The sequence below is a fragment of the Comamonas sp. B21-038 genome (genome assembly GCF_022387135.1).
GTDB lineage: Bacteria > Pseudomonadota > Gammaproteobacteria > Burkholderiales > Burkholderiaceae_C > Comamonas > Comamonas sediminis.
In genome coordinates this window covers 1095468-1110993 of record NZ_CP092462.1, presented here as the reverse complement: position 1 = coordinate 1110993, position 15526 = coordinate 1095468, and the positions used below count along the sequence as shown (strand labels likewise).

13 protein-coding genes are annotated in these 15526 nt (G+C 65.8%); 10 read left to right on the top strand and 3 right to left on the bottom strand.

The window, feature by feature from the left end:
- Positions 1–136: 136 nt before the first annotated feature.
- Both MJ205_RS05050 and gudD read left to right on the top strand, forming a co-directional pair.
- Positions 137–1132, top strand: coding sequence for a Bug family tripartite tricarboxylate transporter substrate binding protein (locus MJ205_RS05050; protein ID WP_239811466.1), 996 nt, complete (start codon positions 137–139; stop codon positions 1130–1132).
- A gap of 74 nt (positions 1133–1206) precedes the next feature.
- On the top strand, positions 1207–2559 hold the full coding sequence (gene gudD, locus MJ205_RS05045) for a glucarate dehydratase (RefSeq protein ID WP_239811465.1): 1353 nt from the start codon (positions 1207–1209) through the stop codon (positions 2557–2559).
- A gap of 66 nt (positions 2560–2625) precedes the next feature.
- Here the strand turns inward: gudD and MJ205_RS05040 are convergent, their stop codons facing one another.
- The gene (locus MJ205_RS05040) at positions 2626–3474 is read right to left on the bottom strand and encodes an IclR family transcriptional regulator (RefSeq protein WP_256460961.1); all 849 of its coding nucleotides are present in this window, start codon (positions 3472–3474) and stop codon (positions 2626–2628) included.
- 141 nt (positions 3475–3615) lie between these two features.
- Here MJ205_RS05040 and MJ205_RS05035 point away from each other — a divergent pair, with 141 nt between their 5' ends.
- The 8 genes from MJ205_RS05035 to MJ205_RS05000 all read left to right on the top strand — a co-directional run bounded on the left by MJ205_RS05035 (position 3616) and on the right by MJ205_RS05000 (position 11741).
- Entirely contained in the window at positions 3616–4620 is a 1005-nt protein-coding gene (locus MJ205_RS05035; protein ID WP_239811464.1) for a Bug family tripartite tricarboxylate transporter substrate binding protein, read from the top strand.
- Between the two features lie 255 nt (positions 4621–4875).
- Positions 4876–5562 carry an RraA family protein gene (locus MJ205_RS05030; RefSeq protein WP_239811463.1) on the top strand — a complete coding sequence of 229 codons (687 nt, stop codon included), beginning with the start codon at positions 4876–4878 and terminating at the stop codon, positions 5560–5562.
- Positions 5559–6488 (top strand): NAD(P)-dependent oxidoreductase, encoded by a 930-nt coding sequence (locus MJ205_RS05025; protein ID WP_239811462.1) that lies wholly within the window; start codon positions 5559–5561, stop codon positions 6486–6488. The genes MJ205_RS05030 and MJ205_RS05025 overlap by 4 nt, the downstream gene beginning before the upstream one ends.
- 140 nt (positions 6489–6628) lie before the next feature.
- Complete coding sequence (locus MJ205_RS05020; RefSeq protein ID WP_239811461.1) at positions 6629–7636, top strand: tripartite tricarboxylate transporter substrate binding protein; 1008 nt, start codon at positions 6629–6631, stop codon at positions 7634–7636.
- Between the two features lie 15 nt (positions 7637–7651).
- A complete protein-coding gene (locus MJ205_RS05015) occupies positions 7652–8644 on the top strand; it encodes a Bug family tripartite tricarboxylate transporter substrate binding protein (protein ID WP_239811460.1) in 993 nt (330 codons plus the stop codon).
- Between the two features lie 47 nt (positions 8645–8691).
- Positions 8692–9648 (top strand): tripartite tricarboxylate transporter substrate binding protein, encoded by a 957-nt coding sequence (locus tag MJ205_RS05010; protein ID WP_239811459.1) that lies wholly within the window; start codon positions 8692–8694, stop codon positions 9646–9648.
- Between the two features lie 71 nt (positions 9649–9719).
- Complete coding sequence (locus MJ205_RS05005) at positions 9720–10616, top strand: amidohydrolase family protein (protein ID WP_239811458.1); 897 nt, start codon at positions 9720–9722, stop codon at positions 10614–10616.
- 207 nt (positions 10617–10823) lie between these two features.
- Positions 10824–11741 (top strand): SMP-30/gluconolactonase/LRE family protein, encoded by a 918-nt coding sequence (locus MJ205_RS05000; protein WP_239811457.1) that lies wholly within the window; start codon positions 10824–10826, stop codon positions 11739–11741.
- A 126-nt stretch (positions 11742–11867) separates the two neighbouring features.
- Here MJ205_RS05000 and MJ205_RS04995 read toward each other — a convergent pair whose 3' ends face one another.
- Together MJ205_RS04995 and MJ205_RS04990 are read right to left on the bottom strand one after the other, a co-directional pair.
- Positions 11868–12809 (bottom strand): alpha/beta hydrolase, encoded by a 942-nt coding sequence (locus MJ205_RS04995; RefSeq protein WP_239811456.1) that lies wholly within the window; start codon positions 12807–12809, stop codon positions 11868–11870.
- A gap of 7 nt (positions 12810–12816) precedes the next feature.
- Complete coding sequence (locus MJ205_RS04990) at positions 12817–15309, bottom strand: TonB-dependent siderophore receptor (RefSeq protein WP_239811455.1); 2493 nt, start codon at positions 15307–15309, stop codon at positions 12817–12819.
- Positions 15310–15526: the final 217 nt, after the last annotated feature.

Sequence of the window (15526 nt, the reverse complement as noted above, 5' to 3'; positions counted from 1 at the left end):
AAATTTCGGGTAATTACTGATTTCTCAGCCAAAGTTAACGTTAACAATACGGCAAATTCAAATGTTAACGTTAACTATACGAAGCGAACCATCGCTCAGCCAGATTTCAGCAACGCCTTGAAAGCAGGAGACAAACATGACCACCACCCCCACCACCGGATGGAGAAAAATAGCGGCACTCGTCTGCGCCAGCGCTGCGGCCCTGGCCGCCAGCCCGAGCGCCTGGGCCTGGCCGGACAAGCCGATCACCATCATCGTGCCCTTCCCCGCAGGCGGCGCGACCGACACGGTAGCCCGCGCGATTGGCAACAACCTGGGCCAGCAGTGGGGCCAATCGGTGGTGGTGGAAAACAAGGCCGGAGCCACCGGCAGCATTGGCGCCGCGCAGGTGGTGCGCGCCCCGGCCGATGGCTATACCTTGCTGGTCTCGTCCTTGGCACCGCTGGTCGTCGCGCCCCATCTGATCAAGGGCCTGCCCTATGACCCGACGCGCGACTTCAGCTACATCACCGTGGCGGTACAAACGGCCAATGTGCTGGTGGTCAACCCCAGTCTGGCGCCCAAGGTCAACAACGTGCAGGACGTCATCGCGATGCTCAAGGCCAAGCCCGACACGGTCAGTTTTGCGACCTCGGGCGCGGGCTCGTCGGACCATCTGACCGCCGAGCTGTTCTGGCAGAAGACGGGCACCAAGGGCCTGCATGTGCCCTACAAGGGCGGCGCGCCGGCCACCGCCGATCTGCTGGGCAGCCAGGTGGACATGTCGTTCCAGAACGTGAACAGCGTGTTCCCGCATATCAAGTCGGGCAAGCTCAAGGCGATTGCGGTGACGGGCAACAAGCGCTCGGCCGTGCTGCCCGATGTGCCGACGATGGCTGAGGCCGGCATCGATGGCATGGACGTCTATGCCTGGCAGGCCTTTGCCGCCCCCAAGAATCTGCCGGCCGATGTCAAGGCCAAGCTCTACGACGGCATTGTCAAAGCGCTGCATGACCCTGCCGTCAGCAAGCAGTTCACCGACATGGGCCTGGAAGTGGTCGGCAACAGCCCCGAGGTCTTCACCGAGTTTCAGCGCAAGGAGTTTGCGCGTTGGAAGCAGGTGATCACCACCGGCAACATCACCGCACAATAAACACGGAACTGCCCCCGCAGCGGGCCAGCCCATCCGCCCGCTGCGCAACTCCCAACTTTTCATCTTTGCCCACCATGCAAGCCACCCCCACCGCCTCCCCCAGCTACACCCCCCGCATCACCGGCTACCGCGTGGTGCCCGTGGCCGGGCATGACAGCATGCTGCTCAACCTGAGCGGCGCCCATGCGCCGTTCTTCACCCGCAACCTGCTGATCCTGACCGACAGCGAAGGGCACACGGGCGTGGGCGAGGTGCCCGGTGGCGAGAGCATTCGCAACACCCTGGAAGATGCACGCGAGCTGATCCTGGGCCAGCCGGTGGGCCACTACAACGCGATGCTGAACGCGATGCGCAGCAACTTTGCGAACCGCGACAGCGCTGGCCGGGGTCTGCAGACCTTTGACCTGCGCACCACCATCCATGCGGTGACCGCTGCCGAATCGGCCCTGCTGGACCTGCTGGGCCAGCATCTGGGCGTGCCGGTGGCAGCGCTGCTGGGCGAAGGCGTGCAGCGCACCTCGGTGCAGATGCTGGGCTATTTGTTTTACGTGGGTGACCGCAACCTGACCGATCTGCCCTACCAGAGCTTTCCCGACGAGGCCGACGACTGGAAGCGCCTGCGCCATGAAAAAGCCATGGACCCTCAGGCCATCGTGCGGCTGGCCGAAGCCGCCTATGCACGCTATGGCTTTGAAGACTTCAAGCTCAAGGGTGGCGTGCTGCGCGGTGAGGACGAGGTCGAGGCGATCCGCGCGCTGCACGAGCGCTTTCCCAAGGCCCGCATCACCCTGGACCCCAATGGCGGCTGGTTGCTCAAGGATGCGGTGCGCATCACCCGCGATCTGCACGGCATCCTCGCCTATGCCGAAGACCCCTGCGGTGCCGAAGAAGGTTTCTCCGGCCGCGAGGTGATGGCCGAGTTCCGCCGTGCGACCGGTCTGCCGACGGCGACCAATATGGTTGCCACCGACTGGCGCCAGATGGCGCATTCGCTGTCGCTGCAATCGGTCGATATTCCGCTGGCCGACCCGCATTTCTGGACCCTGTCGGGCTCGGTACGCGTGGCCCAGCTCTGCCAGGCCTTTGGGCTGACCTGGGGCTCGCATTCGAACAACCATTTCGATGTGTCGCTGGCCATGTTCACCCATGTGGGCGCCGCCGCGCCCGGCAAGGTCACCGCCATTGATACGCACTGGATCTGGCAGGACGGCCAGGGCCTCACCAAGCAGCCGCTGCAGATCAACGGCGGCTACATCGCGCTGCCGCAAAAGGGCGGCCTGGGCATCGAGCTGGACATGGATGCCGTCGAACGCGCGCACCAGCTCTACCGGCAGCACGGCCTGGGCGCGCGTGATGATGCGATCGCGATGCAGTACCTGGTGCCCAACTGGCGCTTTGACAACAAGCGCCCTTGCATGGTGCGCTAAGCCGCTGCGGCAATCCCCCGTTCGGCAGGCAGCACGGGGGACGCGCCACGGGCATGCGCGCGGGACTCAGGGGTGCCAGTGGCTGGCCCGGACCAGGCTTGCCGAAGGCCCCGCATTGCCGGCCAATTCGTAGGAGATCTGGTTGGCGGCCGCGATGACGGTCTTGGACATTTCCTCCAGCTTGTGCTGCGGCAGGCGCGATGCAGGACCGGACACACAGACGGAGCCCAGCAGCCGCCAGTGCTTGCCGAACACCGGCGCAGAAATGGTGGCCACACCCTGCTCGCGCTCGCCAATCGACCAGTGGTAGCCGCGCTGGCGTATCGCTTCGTACAGATCCCCCGGCTCACCGGAGAACGCCAGAATCACCCGCCCGGGAGAGCCTTTGTCCAACGGCAGGCCCTCGCCCATGCGCGCATGGTGGCGCAAGGCCTGCGGGCCTTCTACCCGCACCAGGCAGGTGCGCACATTGCCTTCGCGCACATAGAAGGCAGCGCTTTCGCCGCTCGCCATCGTCAATGCGCGCAGCGCCGGCTCCAGCACGTTCTGCACATCAAAACCGGCCTGGTAGCGCGCGCCCAGCCAGCCCGCTGCCGGGCCCAGGCGCCAGTCGCCATCGTCGCGCTGCACCAGGTAGCCCGCCTGCGCCAAGGTGCGTGCAATGCGCAGCGCCGTGGTCTTGTGCAGGCCGCAGCGCCGGCTCATCTCGGCCAGTGGCAGATGGGATTCGCCCAACGCAAAGGCGTCTATCAATTGCATGGCACGCAGCACCGCCGTGACGGTGCTGGTGGACGAGGCACCCTCTTCCGGCAGTGCCTCGGCAGGGGCCGATTCCAGCACCGGCGGCGGCGCAGCAACAGGCGCGGTTTTGGCCTTGGGCCGGGGGCTTTTGGGGCGCTGAGAAGGGTTGCTCATCGTGCAATGTGTTTCATTGGTTGAAACGGCATTGTATCCCTTGAAACTTTTTTTTAAAGTGGCGCACCGATTGGTCATCGAGGCTTTGAACAGGTTTTGAACCAAAAGGAATAAATCAACAGAACGATACGGAGACAAGGTATGACGATCACGACACGAGCGATTTCGATCTCGGCGCGCCTGGGCAGCCTGGTGCTGGGTACGGCAGTGCTGGCGGCAGCATCCACCTGCGCCTACGCCCAAAGCAACTACCCGGCCAAGCCGATTCGTTTGCTGGTGCCCTTTCCGCCCGGCGGCGGCACCGACATGATCGCGCGCGCCGTCGCCCAAAAGATCACGGAGAAAAACGGCTGGAGCATCGTCGTCGACAACCGGCCCGGCGCCGGTGGCAACCTGGGGGTGGATGCCGCCGCCAAGGCCGCCCCCGATGGCTACACGCTAGTGATGGGCCAAACCAGCAACCTGGCCATCAACCCGGCGCTGTACAAGAAGCTGCCCTACGACCCGCTGAAGAACCTGACCCCGGTGGCCCTCGTCTCCTCGTCGCCGATCCTGATGGTCAGCGGCGCCGGCACCTCGCTGCATACGATTGCCGAAGTGCTGAAGGCCGCCAAGGCCAAGCCCGATACCGTCACCGTCGGCTACTCCGGCAATGGCACCGTCGCCCACCTGGCCGTCACCCAGGTTGAGCAAGCCGTGGGCATCAAGCTGCGCCATGTCCCCTACAAGGGTATTGCGCAGGCCATCACCGACCTGTCGGGCGGGCAGATCGACCTCTTTGTCGGATCGATCCCCTCGCTCATCGGCCAGGTGCGCAACGACAAGCTCCAGCCCTTGGTGGTCACCTCCAGGCAGCGCTCGGGCGAGCTGCCCTCCACCCCGACGATGGCCGAATCCGGCAGCGCGGGCTTTGAGGCCATTACCTGGTTCGGCATCCTGGCCCCTGCCGGCACGCCTGACGCCGTGGTGCAAAAGCTGAACCAGGCGATCAATGCCGCGCTGGCCGAGCCGGACGTCAAGGAAAAGCTGCGCTCCGAAGGCGGCGACATCCTGGGCGGCAGCTCGGAAGACTTCGGCAAGCTGATGCGCGCCGAAGTACCCCGCTGGGCCAAGATCGTCAAGGACTCGGGCGCCAGCCTGAACTAAGACTGCCGCACAGCCGGTCCGCACCACCGTCCTTTCCACCCTAGCCGCTGAGAGACCGCGCCATGCACTGCGCCAGCTTGGCTGTGCCCGTCCGTTTCTCGGCGGGCAGCACAGCGCCCTGCCCCCAAGCGCTGTGTGCGCTGCAAACGCCGGCTCCGCCAACGCAGTGCAGGCCATCCACCACGGAAAGACCCATGCGGCGCCCAGCGCCAGCCCAACCCCTTTTTTCTCCATCCCTCCCAACGGACCCACACCATGAGCCAACTTCCCGACATCATCCGTGACATCGAGCGCGTCAGCGCCGAGGTCGTTGCCAAGGCCGGCAGCTTCCAGGCCGCCATTCTGGCCGACGTGGCCGGCCGCCGAGGCACCATGCATGCGCGGGTTGCACCGGTGCAGCACAACATGCAGGTCGCCGGCCCGGCCTTCACCGTCGAAGTGCGCCCCGGCGACAACCTGATGATCCACGCCGCCATTGCACTGGCCCAACCCGGCGACGTGCTGGTGATCGATGGCAAGGGCGACCAGACGGCCGCGCTGATGGGCACCTTGATGCTCAGCGCCTGCAAGAAGCGGGGCCTGGCCGGCGTCATCGTCGACGGCGCCATCCGCGACAAGCTCGAGATCCTGGAGCTGGACTTCCCGGTGTTCAGCGCCGGCTTCAACCCCGCCGGCCCCACCAAGTTTGTGCCTGGCCGCATCAACCACCCCATCTCGGCCGGCGGCACCACCGTCAACCCCGGTGACCTGGTCGTCGGCGACGCCGATGGCGTGGTCGTAATCGAGCGCGCCAAGGCGCCTGCGATGCTGGCGCTGGCCGACAAGAAGGTCGCCGATGAAGCCGCCCGCATCGACGCGATTGCCCGTGGCGACACGGCATCGAAATGGCTGCCCGCTGCACTGCGTGCGGCAGGCGTGCTCAAGGAAGGAGAATCGCTGTGAACCCCCGCATCATCGTGACTGGCGCCGATCTGGCGCAGCAAGCGCTGGACCTGCTCGGCGGCTACGAGATCATCTACGCCGGTAAAACGCCGACCGAAGACGACCTGGTCGCACTGGCCAAACAGCATGACCCGGCCGCCATCATCGTGCGCTACGGCAAGGTGGGTGCGGCGGTGATGGATGCGGCGCCGTCGCTCAAGGTGATCTCCAAGCACGGCAGCGGCACCGACACCATCGACAAAGTCGCGGCCAAGGCGCGTGGCATTGAAGTCGTAGCCGCCGTGGGCGCCAATGCCGCCGCCGTGGCCGAGCAGGCCTTGGCGCTGCTGCTGGCCTGCGCCAAGTCGGTCGTGGCGCTGGATGCGCGCATGCATGCCGGCCACTGGGACAAGGCCACGCACAAGAGCCTGGAGCTGGGGGGCCGCACCGTCGGCCTCGTGGGCCTGGGCGCCATTGGCCTGCGCTTTGCCAAGATGGCCGATGCGCTGGGCATGCGCGTGATCGGCTTTGACCCCTTTGCCAAGAACCTGCCGGCCTATGTGCAGAGCGTGGACCTGGACACGATCTGGCGCGAGGCCGATGCGATCTCGCTGCACTGCCCGCTGACCGACGAGAACCGGGGCATGCTCAACGCCTCCACCTTGGCGCAGTGCAAGCGCGGCGTCATCGTCGTCAACACCGCGCGTGGTGGCCTGATCGACGAGGCCGCCTTGCTCGATGCCGTGCGCGCGCGCCAGGTAATGGCTGCCGGCCTGGACAGCTTTGCGGTGGAGCCGATGGCCGCCGGCCATCCTTTCCAGCGCGAGCCGCACTTGATCCTCAGCCCCCACATCGGCGGTGTGACCAGCGATGCCTACGTGAACATGGGCGTGGGCGCTGCCCAGAACCTGCTGGCGGTGCTGGCCAAGGCGCCATCCACCGCCTGAAGCGCTGGCGGGAGCACGGGCAAGCCAGCGTTGCTTGCCCGTAGCAAAGCGGGCCGGGCATGCACCCGGCCCCAGCAAATACCAAGAGGCCGCATGCATGCGGCCCGCTACCGAACCCCTGAGCAAGACAGGAGACAACCATGAAGCAGGTTTTTAACCGCCGCTGGCCGATGGCGCTAGCGGCCCAGGCGCTGGCCGCCGCCGCCGTCACAGCAGGCATTGCCGCTGCGCTGCCTGCCCAGGCGCAGAGCCCCTGGCCCGACAAGCCCATCAAGCTCGTCGTGCCCTACCCGCCCGGCGGCAATGCCGACAACACCGCGCGCCTGTTGGCCACCCAGCTGGGCAACCGGCTGGGCCAGCAGGTCATCGTAGACAACCGCCCCGGCGGCAGCGGCACCATTGGCGCGGCGGCGGTGGCCAAGGCTGCGCCCGATGGCTATACGCTGCTGCTCGATGCGACGGCCTTTACCGTCAACCCCAGCCTGTTCGCCAAACTGCCCTACCAGCCGGCCAAGGACTTCGCGCCCATCTCGCTGATCAACCAGGTGCCCTTGCTGCTGGTGGTGCCGGCCAACTCGGCACTGCATTCGGTGGCCGACCTGGGCCGCGCTGCGCAGGCCGCACCGGGCAAGCTCAGCTATGCGTCGGCCGGCAACGGCGGCGCACAGCATCTGGCCGCCGAGCTGTACAAGCAAGGCGCCAAGCTGGAGATGACGCATATCCCCTATCGCGGTGGCGCACCGGCGCTGACCGACCTGATCGGCGGCCAGGTGGATGTGATGTTCAGCGCCACCACGGCCAGTGGCCCCTTTGTCAAAGGCGGCAAACTGCGCGCGCTGGCCATCACCTCGGCCCAGCGCAGCGAAGGCTGGGAGCCAGTGCCGACGATGGCCGAATCCGGCCTGGCCGGTTTTGAGGTGAACGAGTGGAACGGCCTGTTCGCCCCGGCGGGCACGCCCCAACCGGTGCTGCAGCGGCTGGAGGCGGAAACCCGTGCCATCGTGGCCAGCCCCGAGATGCAGAAACGCTTCGCCGAACTGGGGGTACAAGGCGTAGGCTCCAGTGCGCAGGCATTCACGAGCTTTGTGCAGGCCGAGACCGCCAAATGGGCCGGTGTGGTCCGCGCCAGCGGCATTCGCATGGATTGAGAAAGAGACAAGCACATGTTCAAGAAGAAAAATCTGCCAGCACTGGCGCTGCCTACGCTGGTGGTAGCGGCAGCGCTGGCGGCCGGCGCCAGCTTTGCGCAAACCCCTGCCTACCCGGCCAAGCCGGTGCGGCTGGTGGTGGGCTTTGCGGCCGGCGGCCCCACCGATGTGGTGGCCCGCGCCTTTGCCGACTACGCCGGCCGCAGCTTGGGCCAGCCTTTTATCGTCGACAACAAGCCCGGCGCCAACACCATCCTGGCCGCGCAAGCGGTGGCCAGTGCGCCGGCCGATGGCTATACCCTGCTGTTTGCTGCGACCAACCACACGATGATTCCGGGCCTGTACAGCGGCCGGGTCAAGTTTGATGCGGTCAAGTCGTTCCAGCCGCTGTGCACCGTCAGCACCAGCCCGACGGTGCTGGTGGTGCCGCCGGGCTTGCCGGTCAAGAGCCTCGCCGATTACATGGCCCGCGCCCGCAAGGAGCCCGGCCGCACGACGGCAGGCACCGCCGGCATGGGCAGCTCCGGCCACTTTGCGACCGAGATGTTTGCCCGCGCCAATGGCCTGCAGCTGAACCATGTGCCCTACAAGGGCGCCGCCCCGGTGGTGACCGATCTGATGGGCGGGCAGCTCGACAGCTCGTTTGCCACCCTGGGCTCGGTGCTGCCGCAGATCAAGAGTGGCAAGCTGACCGCGCTGGCTGTGGCATCGCCCAAGCGGTCTTCGCTGCTGCCCGATGTGCCCACGTTTGCCGAGGCCGGTGGCGGCAAGTATGCAGCCGATGTCTGGTACGGCGTGATGGCGCCTGCCGGCCTGCCCGCCGCCATTGCCCAGCAGCTGGAAAAAGCCGCCCGCGACTTTGCCGGCAACGCCGCCACGGTGGAGAAGCTGCACAGCCTGGGCCTGGATGCCGACTCGACCTGCGGCCAGGCCTTTGGCAGCCAGGTGGCGCGTGAAGTGACGACCTATACCCAGATTGCCCGCGACCTGGACCTCAAAGCCGATTGACCCAGATCTCGTACCCCAGACACACCTAGACCCCTTCAGGAGACAACATGCCCCGCTTTATCCAACCGCTGATCGCCGCTTGTGCGCTGGCCGCCAGCATCGCCCATGCCGCCTTCCCCGAGCGCCCGATCACCATCGTCGTGCCCTACGCGCCGGGCGGCGCAGCCGATGCGGTGGCCCGCGTGCTGGCCACCCGCATGGGCGCCAAGCTGGGCACCAGCGTGATCGTCGAGAACAAGGCCGGCGCCAGCGGCACCATTGGCGCGAGCTTGGTGGCCAAGGCCAAGGCCGATGGCTACACCATGCTCTATGACGCGACGCCCTACTCGGTCAACCCGCACCTCTTCGCCAAGATGCCCTACGCCGCCAATGCACTGCAACCGCTGTCGCTGGTGCTGCTGGCGCCCAATGCGCTGGTGGTGAAGGCAGAGTCGCCGCTGAAGAACGTCAACGACCTGATCGCCAAGGCCAAGGCCGAACCGGGCAGGATCAACTTTGCATCGGGCGGCAGCGGCACGGTGCAGCGCCTGGCGGCCGAGCTGTTCCGCCAGAAGCTGGGCCTGGACATGGTGCATGTACCCTACAAGAGTGGTGGCCCGGCGATTGCCGATGTGATGGGCGGGCAGGTGGACTTCATGTTCGCCACCGTGGCCGCCTCCTCCCCATTGGTGAGCGGTGGCAAGCTGCGTGCGCTGGCCGTCTCTTCGCCCCAGCGCTCGGCCCGCCTGCCCGAGGTGCCCACGGTGGCCGAGTCTGTCATCCCCGGCTACGAAGCCTATGAATGGAATGGCGTGCTGCTGCCCGCTGGTACGCCAGACGCCATCTCCCAGCAACTGCACCAGGCGGTTGCCGAGGTGTTGAAGGAGCCTGAGGTGCAGCAGCGCCTGGCAGACCTGGGCGCGCAGCCGGTGGGCTCGACGCCGGCAGAGTTCAGCGCCTTTCTGAAAAAGGAAGATGCCAAATGGGGCGACGTGGTGAAGAAGGGCCATATCCAACTCGACTGAGCCACAACCCCTGCCACTGGCCGCCGCTGCTGCAGCGGCCAGCGCCGCCTTCATGAAACGCCTGCACTGCGATGACCTTGCCTGATCTCTCCACCCCTGTCCCGCATTCGGTCGGCCTGAACCGGCCCGCGCGCAGCCTGCCGGCGCTGGCCTGCGACAGCCATATGCATATCTTCGACACGCGCTTTGCGCCGTCGGCACATTGGCCGCGCAGGCCGCCCGATGCGCCGGTAGCAGCCTACCGCCAGCTGCAGCAGCGCCTGGGCACCTCGCGCACAGTGGTGGTCACGCCCTCCACCTATGGCACCGACAATGCCTGCACCCTGGATGCCCTCGACCAACTGGGCGACAGCGCGCGCGGCGTGGCCGTGGTCGATGCCGATGTGAGCGATGCCGAGCTGGCCCGCCTGGCCACGCGGCGCGTCTGCGGGCTGCGGGTGAACTTTGTCTCGCCCCAGTCCTGGGGCACCACCACACCCGGGATGCTGCAGACCTTGGCGCAGAAGCTGGCGCGCCATCCGGACTGTGCCGGCTGGCATATCCAGGTGTTTGCCGAGGCGGCGCAGATCATCGAACTGCAGCCGGTGCTGCAGCAGCTGCCGGTGCCCTTGGTGATCGACCATATGGGCCGCATGGATCCGGCCGAAGGCCCATCGGCCGAGGCCTATGGTGTGCTGCGCCGTTTGCTCGATGGTGGCCGGTGCTGGGTCAAGCTCTCTGGCGCCTATATGCGCTCCCAGGTGCAGGGCCCCAGCTATGCCGATACCGTGCCGCTGGGCCGCGCCCTCGTGCAGGCCGCGCCCGAGCGCCTGGTGTGGGGCTCCGACTGGCCGCACACCACCGAGCGGCCGGGCACCGTCAACGATACGGACCTGGTCAACCTGCTGCAGGCCTGGTCGGCTTCGGATGCGATGATGGACCGCATTCTGGTCGACAACCCCGCCCAGCTTTACGGCTTTCAGTCTTGAGTCGCTAACACAACCCTTGATACGTCGTTGCCTCGCCGGCCGCGCCAAGCCTTGCCGTACGCCTATACTGCCTGCGGCTTGGCGCCTAGTCGGGGACGCCTAGTCTCAACCGCAAACCTTCGGTTTGCTGGGCCGTGTTAGCGACTCTAAACTCTTGCAAGATCCTGCACACACCCCTCCCGTTTTTGATGCCAGGAAGGCCGCCCCATGTTTTTGCTGCAATCCCCTGAAGTCCGCACCCTGGACACCTTCAGCGCCATGCCCGAGTCCTTTCGCCGCCGTGAGCGCAGCGCCTGGGCCGATGCCAACCGGGCCGGCACGATTACCGATTCGTTTCTGGAAGGCCCGGTGTTTGACGAGGCCGGCAACCTCTATGTCAGCGATATCCCCTGGGGCCGCATTTTTCGCATCGATGCGCAAGGCCAGTGGAGCTTGGTAGCCGAGTATGACGGCGAGCCCAATGGCCTGAAGTTTCTGGCCCCCGGCAAGCTGCTGATCACCGACTACAAGAACGGCCTGATGCAGCTGGAGGTGGCCAGTGGCGCGGTGACGCCCTATCTGGAGCGGCGCAACAGCGAGCGCTTCAAGGGCGTGAACGACCTGATTTTTGATGCTGACGGCAACCTGTACTTTACCGACCAGGGCCAGAGCGGCCTGCATGACCCGAGCGGCCGCCTATACCGCCTGCGGCCCAATGGCCAGCTCGATCTGCTGCTGAACCATGTGCCCAGCCCCAATGGCGTGGCGCTGTCACCCGATGGCCGCGTGCTGTATTTGGCGGTGACGCGGGGCAACTGCGTCTGGCGTGTGCCCCTGCTGCCCGATGGCAGCGTTGCCAAGGTGAGCCAGTTCTTCACCTCGTACGGGCCCAGCGGCCCCGATGGCCTGGCCGTCGATGCCCAGGGCCATGTGCTGGTGGCCAACCCGGGTCTGGGCTATGTCTGGGTGCTGAACCACCTGGCAGAGCCGGTGCAGGTTCTGTGCGGCATCAAGGGCAGTTCCACCACCAACCTGGCCTTTGGGGGTGCGGAGCGCAAACAGCTGTTTGTCACCGATTCCACCTATGGGCGCATTTTGACGACGACCTTGGCCACCGCTGGTATGCCCATTCACCAAGGGGTCTGAACGCGGCCTCGGGCGATCCGCTGCGTTGTCTTTCTTGTCAATAGCGGGCTATTGACTGCAAAAGACGCCTTGCGGCTCATCCCGATCCGCGTCCATCCCTATGCGTGCAGGTTTGACAGAAGCGCCCTAACGCAAGGTAAACGCAAAGCGCATCGTGTCATTCGCCGCCTGCGCCGGCACGCTGGCATGTACTTCATTGGGATAGCGCTGCAGCCGCACGCGCAGGCCCCAGCCGGACAGCGCTTCCAGGCGCTCGGCCAGCATGCGGGCCGATTCGGGATCGCCATCGGCATCGCGGTCGCCCACAACCACCATCAGGCGGCTGCTGGCCCCCACCTTGCCGGCCTGCACCTTGTCGCGGAACACGCGCTCCTCGTCCAGAATGCTCTGGCCGTTCCACTCCATCGAGGGGCTGGCGGCCACAATCGCCTCAAAGGCCTGGGGGCGCTCGTACAGCGCATGGAGCGCAAACAGCCCGCCAAACGAATGGCCGAACAGCGACTGGCGCTCCAGGTTGACGGGGTAGCGCTGGGCGATCTCGCGGCGCAGCTTGCCGGTCAGGAAATCCAGAAACGGCGCGCGCGCACCGCTCTTGTATTGGGCAAAAGGGCGCACTTCGGGCGACAGCGGCTCGCGCAGCTGCGCCGTGTAGTCGGCCATGCGGCGCACATCCCAGGGCTTGTCGCCCGGGTAGCCCACGCCGACGATGATGGCCTTGCCAACAGGCAGGTAGTCCTGCACCCAGCGCGCCTGCGCGAACGAGCCAAAGTAGGCATTGCCATCGAGTACATAGAGCACCGGGTAGCCCCCCTTGGGGGGCTCGCCTTTCTCAGGCGCGGAGACAAAGATGCGGTAGACCTCGCCGTTGTCCGATGGCATGTCCCAGACCTGGGTGGCGGGCATCACATAGGGGCTGGCCGGGGTGGCAGCAGTGCTGGGCGTGGCCGCAGCGGCTGCATCGGCTGCAGCGCCCTGCTGGGCGGTTTGCGCCCTCGCCTGCGGCGCCGTGGCCAGCAAGCCGGCCAGCAGCGCCGCGCAGGCGCTTGGGTAGAGGGTAGTCAAGCGCATGGGAGCCTTAGAAATCATGGCGCAGGTTAGCACTGAACTTGCGCGGCTCGCCAAACGGCGCGTACTCGCGGCCATAGAGGTGGCGGTAGCTGCGGTCCGTCAGGTTGCTGACGACCAGGTTCAGCTGGGTCTTGGGGGTAATGCGGTACTTGGCGTTCAGGCCCAACAGCACCAGCGCGCCCTGCTCGATGGTCCAGGCATTGGCGCCCGAGCCGCCGTTCTTATAAGCCTTGCTGGTGGCAGACACATTGCCGCCAAACGACCATTGGGTGCCCGGCAGCTGGTAATTGGCGGCCAGGCGCATGCTGTGGCGCGGCTGCTCGGTGCGGAAGCGCTGGTCCTTTTGCGGGCCGGCCACATACTCGGCCGAGGTATAGGTATAACCCGCTGCCAGGTTCAGCTCGCGGCTGACCTGGCCGTTCACGCCCAGGTCAATACCTTGGCTGACGACCTTGCCCGCTGCGGTATAGCAAGCACCACCGCAGGCATTGCTGGGGTTGTTGGGCACCGAATCATCGAGCACCGCCAGGTTGGACTGCGCCAGGCGGAACAGCGCGGCCGACACATTGAGGCGCTTGTTCAGCAGCTCGCCCTTGATACCCACTTCGTAGTTGGCGCCGACCACCGGGTCGAGCACATTGCCATCCTGGCTGCGGTTGGTCTGGGGGTTGAAGATGTCCGAGTAGCTGAAGTAGGCCGAGTACTGGGAATTGATGTCATAGACCAGCCCGGCATAGGGCGTGACCACGCCCTTCTCCTTGGGCGCAACCACACCGGTCAAGCTGTTCTTGCGCTCGTAGTTACTGATGCGGGTGCCGGTGATCAGCTTGAGCGAGTCGGTCAGGCTCCAGCGCGCGACGCCATAGACGCCCATATTGCTGGTCTTGGTCTTGCTGGTCGATGCGCGCAGACCATCGGGGATGGGGCCCAGGCCTTCGGGGTCAAAGGTGTAGACATTGATCGGCGTGGTGGACGAATAGCCGGTGCCGGCATTCTCGTCGCGGTAGCTGGTGCCGTTGACGCCCAGGGTCAGCGCATGGCGGCGGCCCAGAAAATCAAAGGGGCCGGTGGCATAGACATCAACCACATTGGCATGCATCACCGAGGTGTAGTTGCGCTGGCGGCTGCCGATGAAGAGGCCATCGCCAGTCACAGGGTTCAGGCTGCCCGAGAGGCTGCTGAAGTTCTCGATGTCATTGTTGGTCTTCTGCCAGGCGTAGTTGGCCTTCAGGCTCCAGTCGCCGGCCAGCTGCTGAGCCAGGCCCACGGTGTAGATGTTGTAGTCGCGCACCGAGCGGTGGTCGGCATCGCCCCAGAAGGACGAGCGGGGCAGGCCAGCATCGCTGCCATCGGCCGCCAGCGGCACGCCAAAATGGCCCCGGCTGGTGTCCTTTTGCAGCTGCACGCTGGCGCTCAAGGTGGTCGTGGGGCCCAGGTCGGCCTCGACAATGCCGTAGCCCGCATAGCGGTCGCGGTAGACATAGTCGGTAAAGGACTCGCTGTTGTCCGACACGGCCACCAGACGGCCCCGGATCACGCCTGAGTCGGTCAGCGGGCCGGACACATCGCCCACCAGGCGCCGCTCTTTCCACGAGCCCAGCTGCACCTCGCCCTGCGCCTGGAAGGTATCGGTCGGGCGCTTGAGCACCATGTTGACCGTGCCGCCCGGGCTGCCGGCACCCGCCAGCAAACCGGCCGCGCCTTGCAGCACCTCGACCCGGTCGACAAAGGCACTGTCAAACTTGGGCGAGCGGTTGCCGCTGTCGATGCCCGAAGGCGTGGCCATGCCATCGACCTGGGCCTGCATGCTGAAGCCCCGGCTGTAGTAGTTGCTGCCAATGCTGCCGCCATCGACCGCAAACACACCGCTCACTGCGCGCAGCGCATCATCGACCGAGGTCATGCCGGCATCGTCCATCTGCTCGCGGGTGATTACCGTCAGGGTCTGCGGGGTTTCACGTTGGCTCAGGTTGAGTTTGGCGCTGGTGCTCGACTGGGTTGCCGCATAGCTGCCGGTACCTTCGGTGGTGCCGCTGCGGTGGGCCGCAGCCGTCACGGTGACCGTGTTCAGGGTCATGTCCGATGCCGCCGTGCTGGCCGCTGCCGCAGGGCTGGCCGCCGGCAGCTTGCGCAGCACATAGGTAGCGCCACCTTGCTTGACCACCTCAAAGCCGCTGCCGCGCAGCAGCTGGGCAAAGCCCTCCGCCTCGCCATAGCTGCCTTGCAAGCCGCTGCTGCGCAGGCCCGCCAGGGTGGACTGCTCAAACACCAGCTGCACACCGGCCGTTGCCGCGTACTGCGCCAGCACATCGGACAGCGGGCCCGCTGCAATCGCATAGCTCTTGGCGCCGGCTGCCGGCTCGGCCGCCAGGGCAAATGGCGCTGCCAGCGCCAGGCCTGCAGCGCTGCCCCCGACCAGGGTGGCGCGGATCGCGCCATGCAGCAAAGCCAGCGCAAAGCGCTCGCGGTGCCGGCTGCGGCGTTGAGAAGAGAGAGTCATGGTTCATCGTCCTGGTGATCTGGGAAAAGAAAGCGGCACTGCATGGCGCCATTGCCCTGTACACCGAACGAGATCCCAAAAGTGATCACCTGCACTGAAAAATAGTTGAAAAAATTTTCCCATCCCCAACACCAGCCGTCGTTGCGCCCCCTGTCCCCCAGGCGATGCCCCAGGCCAGCGCGTCAGCCAAGCGTAAGACCACAAAGATACATTTTGT

What these genes read in the sequence shown, in the direction of transcription:
- MJ205_RS05050 (WP_239811466.1), top strand. Translation starts at nt 137, where the DNA reads ATGACCACCACCCCCACCACCGGATGGAGAAAAATAGCGGCACTCGTC.
- gudD (WP_239811465.1), top strand. Translation starts at nt 1,207, where the DNA reads ATGCAAGCCACCCCCACCGCCTCCCCCAGCTACACCCCCCGCATCACC.
- MJ205_RS05040 (WP_256460961.1), bottom strand. Translation starts at nt 3,474, where the DNA reads ATGAGCAACCCTTCTCAGCGCCCCAAAAGCCCCCGGCCCAAGGCCAAA.
- MJ205_RS05035 (WP_239811464.1), top strand. Translation starts at nt 3,616, where the DNA reads ATGACGATCACGACACGAGCGATTTCGATCTCGGCGCGCCTGGGCAGC.
- MJ205_RS05030 (WP_239811463.1), top strand. Translation starts at nt 4,876, where the DNA reads ATGAGCCAACTTCCCGACATCATCCGTGACATCGAGCGCGTCAGCGCC.
- MJ205_RS05020 (WP_239811461.1), top strand. Translation starts at nt 6,629, where the DNA reads ATGAAGCAGGTTTTTAACCGCCGCTGGCCGATGGCGCTAGCGGCCCAG.
- MJ205_RS05015 (WP_239811460.1), top strand. Translation starts at nt 7,652, where the DNA reads ATGTTCAAGAAGAAAAATCTGCCAGCACTGGCGCTGCCTACGCTGGTG.
- MJ205_RS05010 (WP_239811459.1), top strand. Translation starts at nt 8,692, where the DNA reads ATGCCCCGCTTTATCCAACCGCTGATCGCCGCTTGTGCGCTGGCCGCC.
- MJ205_RS05005 (WP_239811458.1), top strand. Translation starts at nt 9,720, where the DNA reads ATGACCTTGCCTGATCTCTCCACCCCTGTCCCGCATTCGGTCGGCCTG.
- MJ205_RS05000 (WP_239811457.1), top strand. Translation starts at nt 10,824, where the DNA reads ATGTTTTTGCTGCAATCCCCTGAAGTCCGCACCCTGGACACCTTCAGC.
- MJ205_RS04995 (WP_239811456.1), bottom strand. Translation starts at nt 12,809, where the DNA reads ATGCGCTTGACTACCCTCTACCCAAGCGCCTGCGCGGCGCTGCTGGCC.
- MJ205_RS04990 (WP_239811455.1), bottom strand. Translation starts at nt 15,309, where the DNA reads ATGACTCTCTCTTCTCAACGCCGCAGCCGGCACCGCGAGCGCTTTGCG.